The sequence below is a fragment of the Paenibacillus elgii NBRC 100335 genome (genome assembly GCF_004000865.1).
GTDB classification, from domain to species: Bacteria; Bacillota; Bacilli; order Paenibacillales; family NBRC-103111; genus Paenibacillus_G; species Paenibacillus_G elgii.
This window is the reverse complement of sequence record NZ_BIMB01000021.1, coordinates 1-15,956: the sequence shown is the minus strand read 5'-3', so window position 1 is coordinate 15,956 and position 15,956 is coordinate 1. Positions and strand designations below refer to the sequence as shown.

Annotated in this window: 14 protein-coding genes and 1 pseudogene; 11 read left to right on the top strand and 4 right to left on the bottom strand. The window is 59.2% G+C overall.

The genetic code is table 11. The annotated features are described in order from the left end of the window. Positions 1 to 8: 8 nt before the first annotated feature. The 7 genes from PEL01S_RS17020 (at position 9) to PEL01S_RS16990 (ending at position 9,123) form a co-directional block, all read left to right on the top strand. The gene (locus PEL01S_RS17020; RefSeq protein WP_063177594.1) at positions 9 to 932 is read left to right on the top strand and encodes a branched-chain amino acid ABC transporter permease; all 924 of its coding nucleotides are present in this window, start codon (positions 9 to 11) and stop codon (positions 930 to 932) included. Further along, positions 925 to 1,704 carry an ABC transporter ATP-binding protein gene (locus PEL01S_RS17015; protein ID WP_127461143.1) on the top strand — a complete coding sequence of 260 codons (780 nt, stop codon included), beginning with the start codon at positions 925 to 927 and terminating at the stop codon, positions 1,702 to 1,704. Before PEL01S_RS17020 ends, PEL01S_RS17015 begins: the two co-directional genes overlap by 8 nt. After that, positions 1,697 to 2,401, top strand: coding sequence for an ABC transporter ATP-binding protein (locus PEL01S_RS17010; protein ID WP_127461142.1), 705 nt, complete (start codon positions 1,697 to 1,699; stop codon positions 2,399 to 2,401). Before PEL01S_RS17015 ends, PEL01S_RS17010 begins: the two co-directional genes overlap by 8 nt. Positions 2,402 to 2,518: 117 nt before the next feature. Beyond that, positions 2,519 to 3,487, top strand: a complete 969-nt coding sequence (locus PEL01S_RS17005) for an agmatinase family protein (RefSeq protein WP_127461141.1) — start codon at positions 2,519 to 2,521, stop codon at positions 3,485 to 3,487. A gap of 27 nt (positions 3,488 to 3,514) precedes the next feature. Beyond that, a complete protein-coding gene (gene hutU / locus PEL01S_RS17000) occupies positions 3,515 to 5,173 on the top strand; it encodes a urocanate hydratase (protein ID WP_174806963.1) in 1,659 nt (552 codons plus the stop codon). A gap of 161 nt (positions 5,174 to 5,334) precedes the next feature. Continuing rightward, complete coding sequence (gene hutI, locus PEL01S_RS16995) at positions 5,335 to 6,618, top strand: imidazolonepropionase (RefSeq protein WP_127461139.1); 1,284 nt, start codon at positions 5,335 to 5,337, stop codon at positions 6,616 to 6,618. A 276-nt stretch (positions 6,619 to 6,894) separates the two neighbouring features. Then, entirely contained in the window at positions 6,895 to 9,123 is a 2,229-nt protein-coding gene (locus tag PEL01S_RS16990) for a metallophosphoesterase (RefSeq protein WP_163767709.1), read from the top strand. Positions 9,124 to 9,212: 89 nt separating this feature from the next. On the opposite strand, the gene PEL01S_RS16985 is transcribed toward PEL01S_RS16990, so the two are convergent. Continuing rightward, positions 9,213 to 9,476, bottom strand: a complete 264-nt coding sequence (locus PEL01S_RS16985; protein ID WP_371860712.1) for a VOC family protein — start codon at positions 9,474 to 9,476, stop codon at positions 9,213 to 9,215. Continuing rightward, positions 9,449 to 10,858 (bottom strand): aminotransferase-like domain-containing protein, encoded by a 1,410-nt coding sequence (locus PEL01S_RS16980; RefSeq protein WP_127461137.1) that lies wholly within the window; start codon positions 10,856 to 10,858, stop codon positions 9,449 to 9,451. Before PEL01S_RS16980 ends, PEL01S_RS16985 begins: the two co-directional genes overlap by 28 nt. A 119-nt stretch (positions 10,859 to 10,977) precedes the next feature. Here PEL01S_RS16980 and PEL01S_RS16975 point away from each other — a divergent pair, with 119 nt between their 5' ends. From PEL01S_RS16975 to PEL01S_RS16960, 4 genes are all read left to right on the top strand, one after another. Continuing rightward, positions 10,978 to 11,400 (top strand): GNAT family N-acetyltransferase, encoded by a 423-nt coding sequence (locus PEL01S_RS16975; RefSeq protein WP_063177584.1) that lies wholly within the window; start codon positions 10,978 to 10,980, stop codon positions 11,398 to 11,400. Between the two features lie 188 nt (positions 11,401 to 11,588). Then, the gene (locus PEL01S_RS16970) at positions 11,589 to 12,590 is read left to right on the top strand and encodes a BMP family lipoprotein (RefSeq protein WP_127461136.1); all 1,002 of its coding nucleotides are present in this window, start codon (positions 11,589 to 11,591) and stop codon (positions 12,588 to 12,590) included. A gap of 22 nt (positions 12,591 to 12,612) precedes the next feature. Beyond that, positions 12,613 to 14,265, top strand: a complete 1,653-nt coding sequence (locus PEL01S_RS16965; protein WP_127461135.1) for a methyl-accepting chemotaxis protein — start codon at positions 12,613 to 12,615, stop codon at positions 14,263 to 14,265. Between the two features lie 213 nt (positions 14,266 to 14,478). Next, a complete protein-coding gene (locus PEL01S_RS16960; protein ID WP_127461134.1) occupies positions 14,479 to 15,009 on the top strand; it encodes a DinB family protein in 531 nt (176 codons plus the stop codon). Between the two features lie 79 nt (positions 15,010 to 15,088). On the opposite strand, the gene PEL01S_RS16955 is transcribed toward PEL01S_RS16960, so the two are convergent. Together PEL01S_RS16955 and PEL01S_RS34545 are read right to left on the bottom strand one after the other, a co-directional pair. Next, positions 15,089 to 15,556: a YdeI/OmpD-associated family protein gene (locus PEL01S_RS16955; protein ID WP_127461133.1), complete on the bottom strand. Its 468-nt coding sequence runs from the start codon at positions 15,554 to 15,556 to the stop codon at positions 15,089 to 15,091. Between the two features lie 36 nt (positions 15,557 to 15,592). Next, positions 15,593 to 15,956 (bottom strand): annotated as a pseudogene (locus tag PEL01S_RS34545) (MFS transporter); the annotation flags it as partial.

The window sequence follows — 15,956 nt, the reverse complement described above, 5'->3', positions numbered from 1 at the left end:
GTGATCATATGGATGCGCTCTTCAACCCTTACTACGTCGATATCGTCGTCTTTCTGATCATCTATATTTTGCTCGGCCTCGGCTTGAATCTGATTACCGGCTACGCAGGCCAGGTATCACTGGGCCACGGGGCGTTCTTCGGCATCGGGGCTTACGCTTCGGGGATTTTATCGGTAAAAGCGGGCTTGAACCCGTGGCTGGCGATCGCGCTTGCCATTGTCATTACCTTCGTCATCAGTGCGGTGCTCGGGCTGCCGAGCTTGCGGGTGCGGGAAGATTTTCTCGCCATTACGACGCTTGGCCTCGGACTCATCATCCAATCGTACTTCAAAAACTCCGAGCTGACCGGCGGCGCTTACGGCCTCGACTCGATTCCCGGGCTGTCGTTCTTCGGCATCGAGATGAAAAATGTCGGCTACCTGTTGTTCGTTCTGATTATGCTGCTCGTCGGCATCTATGCGCTGCGCAAAATGACGCGGTCGCGGATCGGCCGCGCCTGGATGGTCATCCGGGAGGACGAGACGGTGGCGGCTTCGATGGGTATCAACACGACGTACTACAAGGTGCTGGTCTTTGCGATCGGCGGAGCTTACGCCGGTGCGGCCGGCGCGCTGTTCGCCCATAAAGTATCGTTCCTCAGCGCCGATTCGTTCGGCTTTACCGTCTCGGCGACGGTGCTCAGCATGGTCGTAATCGGCGGCCTCGGAAGCATCCGCGGCACATTGTTCGGCGTCTCGCTGCTGTACCTGCTCCCGGAGCTGTTCCGGCTGTTCGACCTTCAAATGTTCGATATGAAATACCTCGATATGTACAAAATGATGTTTTACGGTTTGCTGATGGTTCTGGTCATGCGCTATCGTCCGAAGGGGATTTTCGGGCAGACGGGCATCAAGATGAAGCCGCGCGGCAAGGGAGGTGGCGGCCGTGCTTAAGGTGGAAGGCATCACGAAACGGTTCGGCGGCCTGACTGCCGTCAGCGGAGTCAGCCTGGAGGTGAAGCAGGGCGAGATTTTGGGCCTGATCGGCCCGAACGGCGCCGGGAAGACGACGTTCTTCAATATTTTGACCGGACTGTACCAGCCGAACGAAGGATCGATTATGTTCGAAGGCAGGCCGATCCAGGGCATGAAGCCGTTTCGCATCGCGCAGCAAGGGATGACGCGGACGTTCCAGAACATCCGGCTGCTGAAGGACGAGTCGGTGCTGGAAAATGTCAAGGTCGGCATGTTTGGCCGCACGCGGTCGGGGCTCTGGTCGGCGCTACTCGGCCTTGGCTCCGCCAAGCGGGAGGAGCACGAGGTGACGGAGGCCAGCCTGCGGGTACTGGAGCTTGTCGGGTTGCGGGGCTTCGAGCAGGAGCAGGCGGGCAGCCTGTCGTACGGCAACCAGCGGCGGGTGGAAATCGCCCGGGCGCTCGTCTCCGGCCCCAAGCTGCTGCTGCTGGACGAACCGACGGCCGGGATGAACGGGCAGGAGGTTCACGAGATGGAAGCGCTGATCCGTACGATCCGGGGCAGCGGAACGACGCTGATTCTGATCGAGCACAACGTCGGCATGGTATGCAAGCTGTGCGATCGCGTGGCGGTGCTCGACCACGGCGAGAAGATCGCCGACGGCGACCCGCACGAGATCATGAACAGTCCGGCGGTCATCGAGGCGTATATCGGCAAGACGGAGAGCGAGGAGGGGATTCCCGTTGCTTGAGATCCGCAATCTGAACGTATCGTACGGCAGCATTCATGCCGTGAGAAACTTGTCTTTGGAGGTCAAGCAGGGCGAGGTGGTGACGCTGATCGGCTCGAACGGCGCGGGGAAAACGACGACCGTGAACGCCATTTGCGGAGTCATCCCTTCGAAGGGCTCCATTCTGTATCAAGGCAAAAACATCATCGGCCAGCCGACGCATAAACTTGTGGAGGCAGGCATCGTGATGGTGGCCGAAGGCCGGCGCATTTTTCCGAAGCTGACGGTGGAGCAAAATCTCCACATGGGCACTTATTCGCGTAAAGCGAGCAAGGGCGAGCTAAAGCAGGAGATGGACGCCATCTATGCGATGTTTCCGCGGCTGGCGGAGCGCCGGGCCCAGCTCGGCGGCACGATGAGCGGCGGCGAGCAGCAGATGCTCGCGATCGGGCGGGCGCTGATGGCGAAGCCGAAGCTGCTTATCCTCGACGAGCCGTCGATGGGACTGGCCCCGATCGTCGTCAAAGGAATCTTCGAGACGATCAAGACGATCAAGCGTCAGGGGCTGACGATTCTGCTGATCGAGCAGAATGCGGCGATGGCGCTGTCGGTGGCGGACCGCGGCTACGTGCTGGAGCACGGCGAGATCAGCCATCACGACACCGCCGAAAATCTGCGCTCGCAGGATGTCGTCAAGCAGGCTTATTTGGGCCATTAACCGTTAAGGCGGCTAATCTTACTATGCGGTTAATCATACAGGAGGTTAAGCGGCGGGTTCATTGGCGGCAGGGATGCCGGCCGGAATCCGCGCGTTAAGGCAAAAGGAGGCATATGCGTGAAAACGATTGATCTGTTAAATCCACCGGAGCTGGCGCGGCGGTCGAACTGGCGCGACCGGTTCGAGACGAAGGTAGCCCAGTGGCTCACGCCGTGGGACGGCGAAGCGCCGGTCGACTTCGGCTTCATCGGGGTGCCGCTGTCCAAGACGTCGATCAGCGTGTCCGCTGCGTCGATGACGCCGAATGCGCTGCGGGAGCTGTTCGCGAACGTGACGACGTACAGCATCGACCACGACGTCGATCTGCAGGAGCTGAACGCCCGCGATCTCGGCGATATTCAAATGCACGTCACCGACCTGCTGCGCTGCCATGCGAACATCGAGCAGGGGCTGACAAACGTGTACGAGGCGCTGCCGGACTTGTTCCCGATCATTGCCGGGGGCGACCATTCGATCACGTGCCCGTCCGTCAAGGCGTTCCGGAACAAAATCGGCGGACCGGTCGGCATCGTCCAGATCGATTCGCATATGGACGTGCGCAACCTGCAGGACGGCGGACCGTCCAACGGCACGCCGATCCGCGGCCTGATCGAATCCGGCGCCGTGGAAGGCAAGCATATCGCGCAGATCGGCCTGCACAGCTTCGCGAATTCGAAGCCGTACCGCGACTATGCGCGGGAGCAGGGAATTACGCAGTTTACGGCACGTCAGGTCGCGCTGGAGGGCGTGGAGAAGTTCGTCGCGCAGGCGCTTGAAGTGGCCGGCAGCGGCACCGACGCGATCTATGTCACGGTGGATATGGATGTGCTGGATCAGGCCTATGCGCCGGGCGTTCCGGCGATGGTGCCCGCCGGGATGACGAGCTGGCAGCTGCTGGAAGCGGTGTTCATGCTCGGCCGCCATCCGAAGGTGAAGGGCTTCGATGTCGTCTGCGTCGATCCGATGCAGGACCCGCGCCGGGCGACCGTACGTACGACGCTGCACGTCATTCTTAACTTTCTGGCCGGCACGATGAAGCGCGGCTAATGATGAAACCTAAGGGGAGAGATTACGATGGAAAATAAACGTACGATTCGCGCGCCGCGAGGCACGAAGCTGACGGCCAAAGGATGGCAGCAGGAAGCGGTGCTGCGCATGCTGATGAACAACCTGGACCCGGAGGTGGCCGAGCGGCCGGAGGACCTCGTCGTTTACGGCGGGATCGGCAAGGCGGCCCGCAACTGGGAAGCGTACGACAAAATCGTCGAGTGCCTGACGGAGCTCGAAGCGGACGAAACGCTGCTCGTGCAGTCCGGCAAGCCGGTCGGCATTTTCAAAACCCACAGCCAGGCGCCGCGCGTGCTTATCTCCAACTCCGTGATCGTGCCGGCTTTTGCAAACTGGGATACGTTCCATGAGCTGGATAAAAAAGGACTGATGATGTACGGGCAAATGACGGCGGGCAGCTGGATTTACATCGGCACGCAGGGCATTCTGCAGGGCACGTACGAAACGTTCGCCGAAGCGGCGCGGCAGCATGCGAACGGCACGCTGCGCGGGACGCTAACGCTGACCGCGGGTCTCGGCGGCATGGGCGGGGCGCAGCCGCTGGCTGTCACGATGAACGAAGGCGTCGTCATCGGGGTCGACGTCGACGCGACGCGCATTCAGCGCCGGATCGATACACGTTATTGCGACGTGATGGTGCACGATCTGGACGAAGCGCTCAAGCTGGCCCGCGAGGCGCAGGAGCAGGGTCGTCCGCTCGCGATCGGTCTCGTCGGCAACGCGGCGGAAATTTTCCCGGAATTCGTACGCCGAGGCATCGTGCCGGATTTCGTCACCGACCAGACGTCGGCGCACGATCCGCTGAACGGCTACGTGCCTGCGGGCTACTCGCTGGAAGCGGCGACGGAGCTGCGCGCGGGCAATCCGGCGGAATACGTCCGCTTGTCGAAGCAGTCGATGGCGGTCCATGTACAGGCGATGCTCGATCTGCAAAAGCTGGGCTCCGTCGTGTTCGACTACGGCAACAACATCCGTCAGGTCGCTCTCGACGAAGGCGTGAAGGACGCGTTCAACTTCCCGGGCTTCGTGCCGGCGTACATCCGCCCGCTGTTCTGTGAAGGCAAAGGACCGTTCCGCTGGGCCGCGCTGTCCGGCGATCCGGAGGACATCTACAAGACCGACGAGCTTGTGCTCAAGCTGTTCCCGGAAAACGAGCACCTGCGCCGTTGGATCGGAATGGCGCGCGAGAAAGTGGCCTTCCAAGGTTTGCCGTCACGGATCTGCTGGCTTGGCTACGGCGAGCGCGTGAAGATGGGGCTCGCCATCAACGAGATGGTACGCAGCGGCGAGCTGTCCGCGCCGATCGTCATCGGCCGCGACCACCTCGACTGCGGTTCCGTCGCCTCGCCGAACCGCGAGACGGAAGCGATGAAGGACGGCAGCGACGTGGTTGGCGACTGGGCGATCCTGAACGCGCTCGTGAATACGGCGTCCGGCGCAAGCTGGGTCTCGGTGCATCACGGCGGCGGCGTAGGCATGGGCTACTCGCTCCACGCCGGCATGGTCGTCGTCGCGGACGGCTCCCAGGAAGCGGAAGAGCGGTTGTCCCGCGTGCTGAACACGGACCCGGGCATGGGAGTTATCCGTCATGCGGACGCAGGCTACGATCTGGCGATACAGACGGCCAAAGAACGCGGCGTTCGCGTGCCGATGCTGGGGATTTAAGCAGGCGTGGCTGGCGCTACGAGCCAACCGGCTGAATAAAGCGTAGTAAGCTGCGGTCACCGTATCCGCCGGGAAGCCGGCGGACCGTGTGAACCGCATGCTGCCATATTCCGTCCGGCCCGAACGATATCGGTCGGACGACTTTGTCGAGGTGATGAAGGATGGAACAACAACGGATCGATTTGCTCGTGCACCATATCGGCGAGCTGATTACGATGGCGGGAGAAGCGGGGGCGCGCACAGGCAGCCGGATGGCGGACGTGCCCGTTGTAAAAGGAGGCGCCGTAGCCATACACGACGGCGTTATTGTCGCTGCAGGCCTCGAAGCCGACGTGCGCGCGCAGATTGCGGGCCTGCCGGTCGCGCAGGAGCTTGATGCCCGTGGCCGCTTGGTGACGCCGGGTCTGGTCGACCCACACACGCATCTGGTGCACGGCGGCTCGCGCGAACACGAGTTAGCGATGAAGCTGCAGGGCGCGACGTATTTGGAAATTTTGGCGCAGGGTGGCGGCATTCTGAGCACGGTCCGTGCCACGCGGTCGGCGACGGAAGACGAGCTGTACGCCAAGGCGAAGCGCAGCCTCGATACGCTGCTGCTGCAGGGCGTGACGACTTGCGAGGCCAAGAGCGGCTACGGCCTCACGCTGGAGGACGAGCTGAAGCAGCTTCAGGTGACGAAGCGGCTGAACGAAGCGCATCCGGTCGAGCTTGTCTCGACGTTCATGGGCGCGCACATGGTACCCGAGGAATATAAGGGCCGCTCGGCCGATTACGTGAAGCTCGTCATCCACGAAATGCTGCCGGAGGTGAAGCGCCTCGGACTGGCCGAATTCTGCGACGTGTTCTGCGAGCACGGCGTGTTCTCGCCCGAAGAGTCCGAGGAGATTCTCGCAGCGGCCAAGGCGCTCGGCTTCGGCGTGAAAATCCACGCCGACGAGATCGAGCCGCTCGGCGGCGCGGAGCTTGCGGGCAAGCTCGGCTGCATCTCCGCCGAGCATCTGCTGGCCGCGACCGACGCCGGATTCGAGGCGATGCGCGATGCGGGCGTGATCGCCGTCTGCCTGCCGGCGACCTCGTTCAACCTGCGGCTGAAGCAGCATGCCCGCGCGCGCCGCATGATCGAGCTCGGCCTCGCCGTCGCGCTGTCGACCGACTACAACCCCGGCAGCTCGCCGACGGAGTCGATCCAGCTCGTGATGACGCTCGGTTGCCTGAACCTCGGGCTGACGCCAGAAGAAGTGCTGACGGCCGTGACCGTCAACGCGGCGCACGCCATTGGGCGCGGCGACCGGGTCGGCAGCCTGGTGCCGGGCAAGCAGGCCGATCTGGTCATTTTCGATGCGGCCAATCTGGCGTATGTGCCGTATCATTTCGGCATCAACCACGTCGATACGGTCGTCAAAGGCGGGAAGGTCGTCGTCCGGGATGGACGGCTGGCGTTTTAGCTGGCCGGATGAAACGTTTCGCAACTGCATATAGCACGATCAGAATGGGGACATTCCGCGCGCCCGACTTGGGGCGTACGGAAATGTCCCTTTTTTCTTTGGGAGTGGCAGGTGGATTAATTTCATCTGGGATTATTCCATGTTGAAATTTCTTGCAATGAAAGCTACAATGGTTTTGTTTTCCATATAGTGGGATTTTATGGGCGAGGAGGGGACGCACGAATTGATTTGATCAAAGGTTAAATACTTAAATTTATGAAGATTGGAGTGAAGTTGATGAACAGAGGGTTGAAGCGAAAACGATGGCCGATCGTATTGTCTCTGCTTCTGGTGTTCCAGCTGCTGCTTACAGGGGGAGCGGCCCTTGCGGACGAATCCGAAGGCCACGCCGCGCTTTCCGCCGGTCCCGTCACATTGTTGGCCGGAAACGCCACATGGCGCTATTTTGACCGAGGGAAAGATTTGGGCGGCGATTGGAAGAACGTTTCCTACGACGACTCCGCCTGGAGTTCCGGACAAGCGCCTTTCGGCTATCCGGCGGACACCGCAACTGCAGAGTTCGGCGCCGTAAAGAGCGCCGTCAGCTATGGGCCGGACGCCAAAAAGAAATACCCGACCACGTATTTCCGCACAACGGTCCACGTGGCCAAAGCAAGCGACTATCAGCAGATCCAAGGCACCTTCGGGGTGGACGACGGCGTCGTGCTCTATGTCAACGGCGAAGAGGCGTACCGCTTCAATATGCCGGAAGGGGACATCCGCTACGCTACGCTGGCCTCCGAATCGAAAAGCGATCCCCGCACCGTCACGGCCGATCTGACTGCTATTTTGAAAAGCAAGCTCCGCGACGGCGCGAACGTACTCGCGGCCGAGGTGCATCAGGGAAGCGCAAGCAGCTCCGATCTGTATTGGGATATGAAGCTCGTTGCGAATCCGGACGATTCGGGCAGCGGCGGAAATCCTTCGAGCGGCAAGCCGACGGCGATCGCGCTGACGTATTACGACGATCCGAAAACCAGCATGGCGTTCGCCTGGTACACGTCAGACAAGATCACCGGCACCCAACTGCAGGTCGTGGAAGCTTCGAAGCTCAACGGAAATTCGTTTCCGTCTACGGGAGTCCAGACGTATCAAGGCACTTCGCAAGCGATCAGCGTTTATTTGACGCTGGCGGATAAATCCAATCATAAAAACACGAAACTTTCAAGCCATAAAGTCATCGCCGACGGCTTAAAGCCCGGCACCGCCTATGCTTACCGTCTGGGCGACGGGACGCCGGGCAACTGGAGCGAGATCGGCACGTTTACGACGGAGCCTGCAAGCGACAACGGCTTTACTTTCTTGTATACGACGGATTCCCAAGCCAAGACGCAAGCCGACTACACGATCTGGAAAAATACGGTTCAGCAAGGGATTCAAAAATTCCCGGATGCCAAATTTATCGTCAACACGGGCGATCTGGTGGACAATGGCGATGTGGAGGAGCAGTGGATGTGGCTGCTTAATGAGCCGAAGGATATTTTAACGCGCCTTCCGCTGATGCCGATTCTGGGTAACCATGAAACCCAAAATTACAACAACTACGCCTACCACTTCCATCTGCCCAACAAGTCGCAAACGGACGCGACCCCGGAAGGCTCGGTGTACGCTTTTGACTACGGTCCGGCCCATTTCATGGTCTTCAACACGCAGTATTCGGGCGACTCCGACCCTGTCTTCAAGAAGCAAGTGGAGTGGCTTCGAAACGAAGTCGCCAAAACGGACAAAAAATGGAAAATCGTCTTGTTCCACAAGTCGATTTATTCGGTAGCCAGCCATTCCGGCAGCACGGACGTCAAGTTTTTCCGCGAGCATCTGGCGCCTCTGTTCGATGAGCTGGGCATCGACGCTGTCCTGTCGGGACACGACCATACGTACACCCGAAGCTACCAAATGTACGCCGGTCAGCCTCAAGAGGTGACGAAGGACGGCGAAGGCCACGTTCTGAACCCGAAGGGGACGGTATATTTCGTCGGCAATACGGCAGGCCCGAAATTTTATAAGCCCAAAGACGAGGATTTCCCGTACGCGGCCGTATCCGGCCAGCCAAAAAAGCAAATGTTCACCGGGGTCACCGTCAAGGACGATACGCTGTCCTTCCAAGCTTATACGACCACGAAGGGCGGAAGCACGGAACTGTACGACGCATACAGCATGAAGAAAACGGCAGTGAAGCCGAATAAGGTGGAAAATGCCAAAGCGACGCTGACGGCAGACGGGCAAATGAAGCTGACGTGGACCGCTCCCAGCGCGGGTCCGGCTGTGGAGAGCTACCGCATTTACGAGCAAAACGATGCAGTAGGCCCGAATTGGACGGCCAAAGTCCGTCATGCCGACGGAACGACCACCTACAGCTATACCGTAGCGAAAAAGGATTCGTCCCCATCGTACCGGTTCGTGATCAAGGCGGTGAGCGGGAGGCTGAATTCAGATCCGGTCGTAGTCGAGTATACGACGGGGAAATGAGAACGGCGGCGGTCCGTGTACGGCCGCCGGACCGGCCATAGATGCGAGAACCGCTCAAACGTTTCGGCGTTTGGGCGGTCTCTTTTTTTCTAGCCTTTGATCAAAAACGAATTGCCTTCGAAGGTGACGCCGTTCGCTTTCATCGTCTCGTATGTCTTCTCGACATCGTCGCAGACGAATACGATGGATGGCTTCAGCTCGGCCCAGTTTTTCATCATGCTTTTCGGATAAAGCACCAGCGCGGATTCCGCTCCCTTCGGCGCGACCTCAAGCCAGCTCGCTCCCGGCATCATTTGACGTTCGGCTTCGACCTCATCTCCCCCGTCTAGATCCAGTCGACGACCGGGTCCCATTGCAGCGGCGGCTTGCGGTGGCGCGCTTGCCCGATCCAGTCGGCGATGCGGCGGATCGCTTCGTCGATCTGCGCTTCGTTCGCGCGCATGACGCTCAGGCGCAGGCCGTTGTCCTTCGCGAACGTGCGCAGATAGCTTCGCGCGGTCGGCACGGCTGCGACGTTCTGCTGCTTCAGCGCCGCCAGCAGATCGTCGGCCTCCAGCGGCGGCGGCACGAGCAGCCGTGCGAAGACGCCGACGTCTGGTACATGCAGGCGGACCTCCTGCGGCAGGTAGCGGGCAGCCGCCGTGCGAAGCGCCTCCATCCGGATGCGGTAATGCTCGCGCATCCGCGCGGCGTGGCGGTCGAACATGCCGCACGTCAAGTATAGCTCGAGCGCCGCTTGGGACAAGGCGGACGTACTCGAATCGGCGGAGGATTTGAACTGGCGGAACGTCTCCAGCAGCGGCTGCGGCAGGACGGCCGTGCCGAGCCGCAGGCCCGGCAGCGTCACTTTGGAGAAGCTTTTGACATAAATGACGTGGCCGGAGCGGTTCAAGCTGTAGATCGGGTCCGCGCGGCGGTTCGTTTCCAGATCGGCCAAATAGTCGTCCTCCACGATGTAAACGTCATAGCGTTCGGCCAGCCGGGCGATCGCCTGCTTTTGCTCCTGGCTCAGGCTTGTTCCCATCGGGTTGTGATACCGCGGCACGGTATAAAAAAATTTGATCGTGTTCGTCCGAAAATGCCGCTCCAACTCGTCCAGATCGATTCCTTCGTCGGTGCGGGTGATGCCGATGGCCGTGATGCCCAGCAGCTCCAGCGTGCGGAGCATGCCGAAGTAGGTGGGCTGCTCGACGAGAATGGCCGTCTTGCCGTTCGGAAAAGGCATGCCGGCCAGCATATGAATCGCCTGCTGGGAGCCGGATACGACGGCAATCCGCTCCGGCTCGGCGAATACCTGCGCCGTGGTCAGATGCTTTTGCAGCGCCTGCCGGAGCGACATAAAGCCGAGCGGGTCCGAATACGAAAACAGCCGGTCCTGGTACCGCTCGATCGCTTGATTCAAGCAGTGCTGGAAGTCCGCATACGGCATAACCGCCGGGTCCGGGGTTGCGGTGGCGAGGTCGATTCGCTCCAACGGTTCGGCGGAGGAGGGCTGCTCGGAGCGGACGACGGCGTAATAGCCGCTTTTGGGCACCGAATAAATCAAGTGTTCCCGTTCCAGCTCGTCGTACGCGCGTATGGCCGTATTTTTGCTGCATCCGTATTGTACGGATACGTCGCGGATCGAAGGCAGCTTGGCACCCGGCCGGATGGCGCCGGATGCGAGCTTGCGCTGGATGTCCGCTTTGATGGCTTCGAACTTGCAGCCCGTGCTCGTACTTATGCTTATGCTCATACGTAAAGTCCTCCTCAATTTTGTACGGGTACAGATGGGAGAAATAAATAAGTCGGTATCATCTGTATCTATTATACTGAACGACATGAACGAAACCAACATCTACAGGAGGGGTACAGATGGAATGGAAGCATGAGACACTGCCGTACCGCATTAACGATTGCCGGGAAGAGCTGCAGCCGGATGTGATTTATGCGCTTTTGCAGACAAGCTACTGGGCTGCGCACCGAAGCAAGGAGACGGTGCTACGGAGTTTTGAAAACTCGCTCTGCTTCGGTCTTTACCACGGGGAGGCGCAGGTGGGCTTCATGCGGGTGGTGACGGATTACACCACGTTCGCTTGGGTCTGCGACGTTATCGTGCACCCCGATCACCGGGGGCAGGGGCTCGGCAAGTCGCTGATGCAGTTTCTGGTGGAGCATCCGGCGGTGCAAGGTACCCGGATGGTGCTTGGCACCAAGGACGCGCACGGGCTGTACGAGCAGTACGGCTTCGAGCGGCTGGAGCTGATGCGGCGGCCGATCCCGGCTGCGGCGCAGTAAAGGGGCAGGGGAGCAAGCGGCCCTGAACGCCCAGCAACCAAAAAGCTTAATCGGCATGCCGCGGCATCGCTTGATTAAGCTTTTTTGCGGCTATGCCTCTTTTTAAATAAAGCTCTTTATTTACGGCAGTCTCTGCACGATATAGTAAAGGTACTAAATTTTTTTACATCTATAAGAGGTGACGGACAATGAAGAGGAAGGGCAGACAAGCGATGATGCGTTGGATTTCACTTCTAGTAAGCCTGTGGTTGCTTGCCGGTTGCGCGCAACAGGCGGAAAAGACGGCGCAGCGACCCATGAAGATCGGGATTATGCTGTCGGAAGTCGGGTTAGGAGATCAATCTTTTAGCGATGCCGCGTTTCAGGGGCTAATCAAGGCCCGTGACGAGCAAGGCATCGTTTTTGATTATCGGGAGATCGCCAAGACGAAAACGTACGATGCAGGGTTCGAGCAGCTGGCGCAGGATGGCTGCGATCTTGTGATCGGCTTGGGCTTTATGATCAAGGAGAGCTTGGAGAAAGCCGCGAAGCAGCATCCGGACCGGCAGTTTATCATTGTCGACGAGACGTCGGATCTGCCGAACGTGGCTTCGATTACGTTTAAAGAGGAGGAAGGAAGCTTCCTCGCAGGAGCGATTGCCGGGTTGACTACCCGTTCGAACGCGGTCGGTTTTGTAGGCGGGGCGGACGTGCCGCTCATTCACAAATTTCAGAACGGCTTCGAGCAGGGGGTCAAAGCGGTCAATCCGAAAGCTGAGGTCACTGCAGCCTATGCCGGAGATTTTGGCAATGCCGCGCTTGGCGTGCAAATTGCCGGCGGGATGATCGATAAACAAAAGGTCGATGTCCTATATTCGGCAGCGGGGTTTACGGGCGTCGGAGCGCTGCAGGAAGCGGCGAAGCGCGGAAAATATGGGATTGGCGTCGATACGGATCAATTTTTCGTTGCGGAAAAAGCCGTTGTGACTTCGATGCTGAAAAATATTGACGTTGCCATCGATCTGGCAGTGAAATCTTTTGTGCAAAATTCGGGCCATTTTCCACAGAAGCATATGGTATTCGGTCTGAAGGAGAATGGCGTCGGCCTTGCGCCGATCCGCGTCATTTCCTTGCAGCCGGAGCAGCAGCAGAAGGTGGACGACCTGATCCAGAAGCTTGTGTCCGGAAGCATCACGATCCCAACCCCATGATTCGGCAACGGAGGAAGAAACGATGAAACTGCAGGGAAAACTGGTACGCAGCGCGATGATCTCGCTGCTCGCGTCCTTGGCTTTGGTGGCCTATATTATTTTTCAACTGGTAAGCATTAACTCACAAAACAATGAGCTGGTTCCTGCGATGATGAACATCCGGGAGCTGAAGAGCAGCATGATCCAGATCGGTCAGGGGTTGAACAATTACTCGTCCTCCATGACCGAGAGCAACAAGGTGGGAGTGAAAAGTCAACTCGGCCAAGCGGCAAAAACGATCACGGCTTTGTCCGGCGGGAATGCGTTGTCGGAGGAGCAGCAAAAGCTGCTTGCGAGCATCGATACGAAGTTTAAAGAGCTGACGGCGGCCGCCGATCAGGCGTTAAACGAAAAGAATAGCCCAGAGGCGAAACGGCAATCGATTCGCACGCTGGGCATACAGAACGATATTCATATGCTCGACCTCCGGATGCAGGCGCGGTACGACGAATATACCGATCACTTGACGCGAAGCATCCGGTTCACGTGGCAGCTGGCTCTGGCGGGAGGCGTGCTGCTGCTCGTAGCGGTCGGTGCGTACAATACGTTTACGGCCCGGCAGCTCGTCCGGCGAATTCGCCGGTTGAACGACGCTGCGAAGCATCTCTCGCAGGGCAACCTGACGATCGAACTGGCCGAAACGAAGGGACGGGACGAGCTGGACGAACTGAACGGATCGTTCCGGGTAATGATCGACAACCTGCGCGGCATTGTCCGTTCGGTAGATCAAGCTGGCACTCGCGTGGACGACATGGCAAGAGACATTGACCGGAACAACGATACGATGCAGGGGATCGTCGCCCAGGTGGCGACGGCCACGGAGGAATTGGCCATCGGCAGTCAAAAAATCGCGGAAGATTTGACGATGACGGTATCTCTCGTAGACGAGATGCAGCGGAAGTTTGAGGCGAATCTCGCGGAAACCGCGCGGTCGGCGGAGTATGGCGAAGAAGCGGTCCGCGCGATCGAGCTGGGCAGCCGTGCCATGCAGGAACAATTGCAGGTCGTGGCCGACAATCGGAGCGCCATGTTTGTTGTGGACCGGACCGTGCAGGAGCTGGAGGGCAACGCGGCGGAGATTGCCAAAATGACCGTTTACGTCTCCGACCTTGCCCGACAGACGACAATGCTTTCCTTGAACGCTTCGATCGAAGCGGCCCGGGCCGGCGAAGCGGGCAAAGGCTTTGCGGTCGTCGCCGGAGAGGTGAAGAAGCTGGCAGACCAGTCGGTGAGGGCCGCGAAGCAAATTTTTCAGGCGGTCGAAGGCATCGGCTCGGCGATGAATAAGGTGAAGGATTCCGTGTCCGAGAGCATGGAGTTATTCCGCGTACAGGAGGAAGCCGCCTCTTCGACAGGACAATCTTTTGCCGAAATTTCCGAGAAGGTGCAGAAGGTCGCGAGTCATCTGGCCGCGCTATCGGACGACATGAACCTTTCGCAGGAGATGTGTACCCAGGTTCAGCAGGCCATTGAGAGCATCAGCGCGATTACGGAGCAATCGGCGGCTGGCAGCGAAGAGATCATGGCATCGACGGTTGAACAGAAGCGTGCGTTTGACGTGGCGGGAGAGAAGGTGAAGACGCTGCGGCTCATCGCCGAGGAAATGCAGCACGAGTTGAAAAGATTCCGGCTGTAGTAGATCTAAATGTTTGGAAGCCTCTGTGTCCGGTCGCGATCACATCTTAGCATTCTATCGATTAAATTGAATAAAAATGATAAAATAGAATATATATCCAGAACAGGCGCACGGCGGCATGTATAGCATAAACGAATGGCTATTCCTGCCGCCGTTTGTTCTGGTGCTGCAGGCGGCAGCCTGATACCTGATGCGAAAGGGGTCATTAAAACGATGATCACAGCGGAAACCGTACAACGTATGGAAGAAATCACGAACCGTTATATTCAGGAGCTAGATGATTTCAGCATGGAACAGTTGATTCGTAAGCCAAGCGAGAACGAATGGTCGCTGGGACAAATGTATGTCCATCTGATCAACACCGCGCTTAACATGCAGCTTCGGAATATCGAGCTTTGCAGGCATCAGAGCGCCCATGAGGCCGCCGAAGTAGAAGGGAAGACGGAAGCGGGGGAAGCGATTTTTAGGAATGGCTCATTTCCGCCTGTCCGAATTCAAGTTCAGACGGCTATCCCGGACCAGCCGCTAACGAAACAGCAGATCGTCGAAGGGTTGAATACGGTAGTGCGCCGAATGAAAGAGGTGGAGCCCCTGCTTGAGGAAATCTCCCCGCAGCATACCGTTCAGCATCCCAGACTCGGCGGGCTTAACGCGAAAGAATGGTTCGAGCTTGTGGAGATGCATTACCGCCATCATCTTCATCAGAAGGAGCGGCTGAAAGCGTATTTGGAAAGTAGCGAATAAAGGGAAAGCAGGGCATCTTCCGCGAGATGGCCTGCTTTTTTAGGCGAGTGGCGACAGGGGCGGCTTCCAATGCTTTTTGCTACCCCTTCGGTCTTTTTCCTTCCAGCACCATCACTACGGCTTTCGCGATCCGGCTCGCCCGCGTTTCCGGCCGCTTGGCCGATTCGATCCAGTCCACGAACTCTTTCCGGTGCGAATACGCCAGCTTGTCGAATCGGGCTGCGGCTTCTTCCGTCCGGCGCAGAGCGTCGGCCAGGTCGCCGGGCACCTCGACGGTCCGTTCTTCCGTATCAAGCTCCATCGTCACCTGCACCGGATCACCCGGCGCGACCCCGGCCTGATCGCGAATCGCTTTGCCGACGACCATGTAGTGGGTGCCGTTGCCGTGCGGCATCGCCGAGCTGCGGTACGGTACGCCGTTGACCGTTCCTTTTACCTTGACTTGTCCTTTGCTGCCGAAAACGGCCTCCACAGAGAAGGGCAGTGTGAAGTACGTCCACGTCCCTGTCCCTTCGGGCCGGTGCAGCACTGCTTCGAACTGCTGCATCTCGATTTGCTCCTTCGTACGTTCTTTTGCCGCACCTTATAGCATACGCCGTTTGCGGTGAAAAATGAGCCAGGCTGCGGCGGTGAGGGCCATCAGCGCGGCGCAGGCGAAGCCGACGCCGCCGGGGCCGAACGCGCCCAGCAGGACGAAGGAGGCCAGCGGGCCGAGCGCGGCCCCGATATCGACGACGATCGTATACGTCGTCATGTACGCGACGGCGCGGCTGCCCGCGGCGGCGTCGGCGGCGAGCGTGTCCGAGAGCGTGGTGATGGCGGTATTCGCCAGCATCACCGCGAGCAGGACCGCAAGCCAGAGGCCGAAGGGCAGCGGCAGCGCCAGCAGCGCGAAGGCGGCAGCCGCCAGACCGAGCGCGGCGAGGTACAGCGGCAGGCGGCCGCGG

What these genes read in the sequence shown, in the direction of transcription:
- PEL01S_RS17020 (WP_063177594.1), top strand. Translation starts at nt 9, where the DNA reads ATGGATGCGCTCTTCAACCCTTACTACGTCGATATCGTCGTCTTTCTG.
- hutU (WP_174806963.1), top strand. Translation starts at nt 3,515, where the DNA reads ATGGAAAATAAACGTACGATTCGCGCGCCGCGAGGCACGAAGCTGACG.
- hutI (WP_127461139.1), top strand. Translation starts at nt 5,335, where the DNA reads ATGGAACAACAACGGATCGATTTGCTCGTGCACCATATCGGCGAGCTG.
- PEL01S_RS16990 (WP_163767709.1), top strand. Translation starts at nt 6,895, where the DNA reads ATGAACAGAGGGTTGAAGCGAAAACGATGGCCGATCGTATTGTCTCTG.
- PEL01S_RS16985 (WP_371860712.1), bottom strand. Translation starts at nt 9,476, where the DNA reads ATGGGACCCGGTCGTCGACTGGATCTAGACGGGGGAGATGAGGTCGAA.
- PEL01S_RS16980 (WP_127461137.1), bottom strand. Translation starts at nt 10,858, where the DNA reads ATGAGCATAAGCATAAGTACGAGCACGGGCTGCAAGTTCGAAGCCATC.
- PEL01S_RS16975 (WP_063177584.1), top strand. Translation starts at nt 10,978, where the DNA reads ATGGAATGGAAGCATGAGACACTGCCGTACCGCATTAACGATTGCCGG.
- PEL01S_RS16970 (WP_127461136.1), top strand. Translation starts at nt 11,589, where the DNA reads ATGAAGAGGAAGGGCAGACAAGCGATGATGCGTTGGATTTCACTTCTA.
- PEL01S_RS16965 (WP_127461135.1), top strand. Translation starts at nt 12,613, where the DNA reads ATGAAACTGCAGGGAAAACTGGTACGCAGCGCGATGATCTCGCTGCTC.
- PEL01S_RS16960 (WP_127461134.1), top strand. Translation starts at nt 14,479, where the DNA reads ATGATCACAGCGGAAACCGTACAACGTATGGAAGAAATCACGAACCGT.
- PEL01S_RS16955 (WP_127461133.1), bottom strand. Translation starts at nt 15,556, where the DNA reads ATGCAGCAGTTCGAAGCAGTGCTGCACCGGCCCGAAGGGACAGGGACG.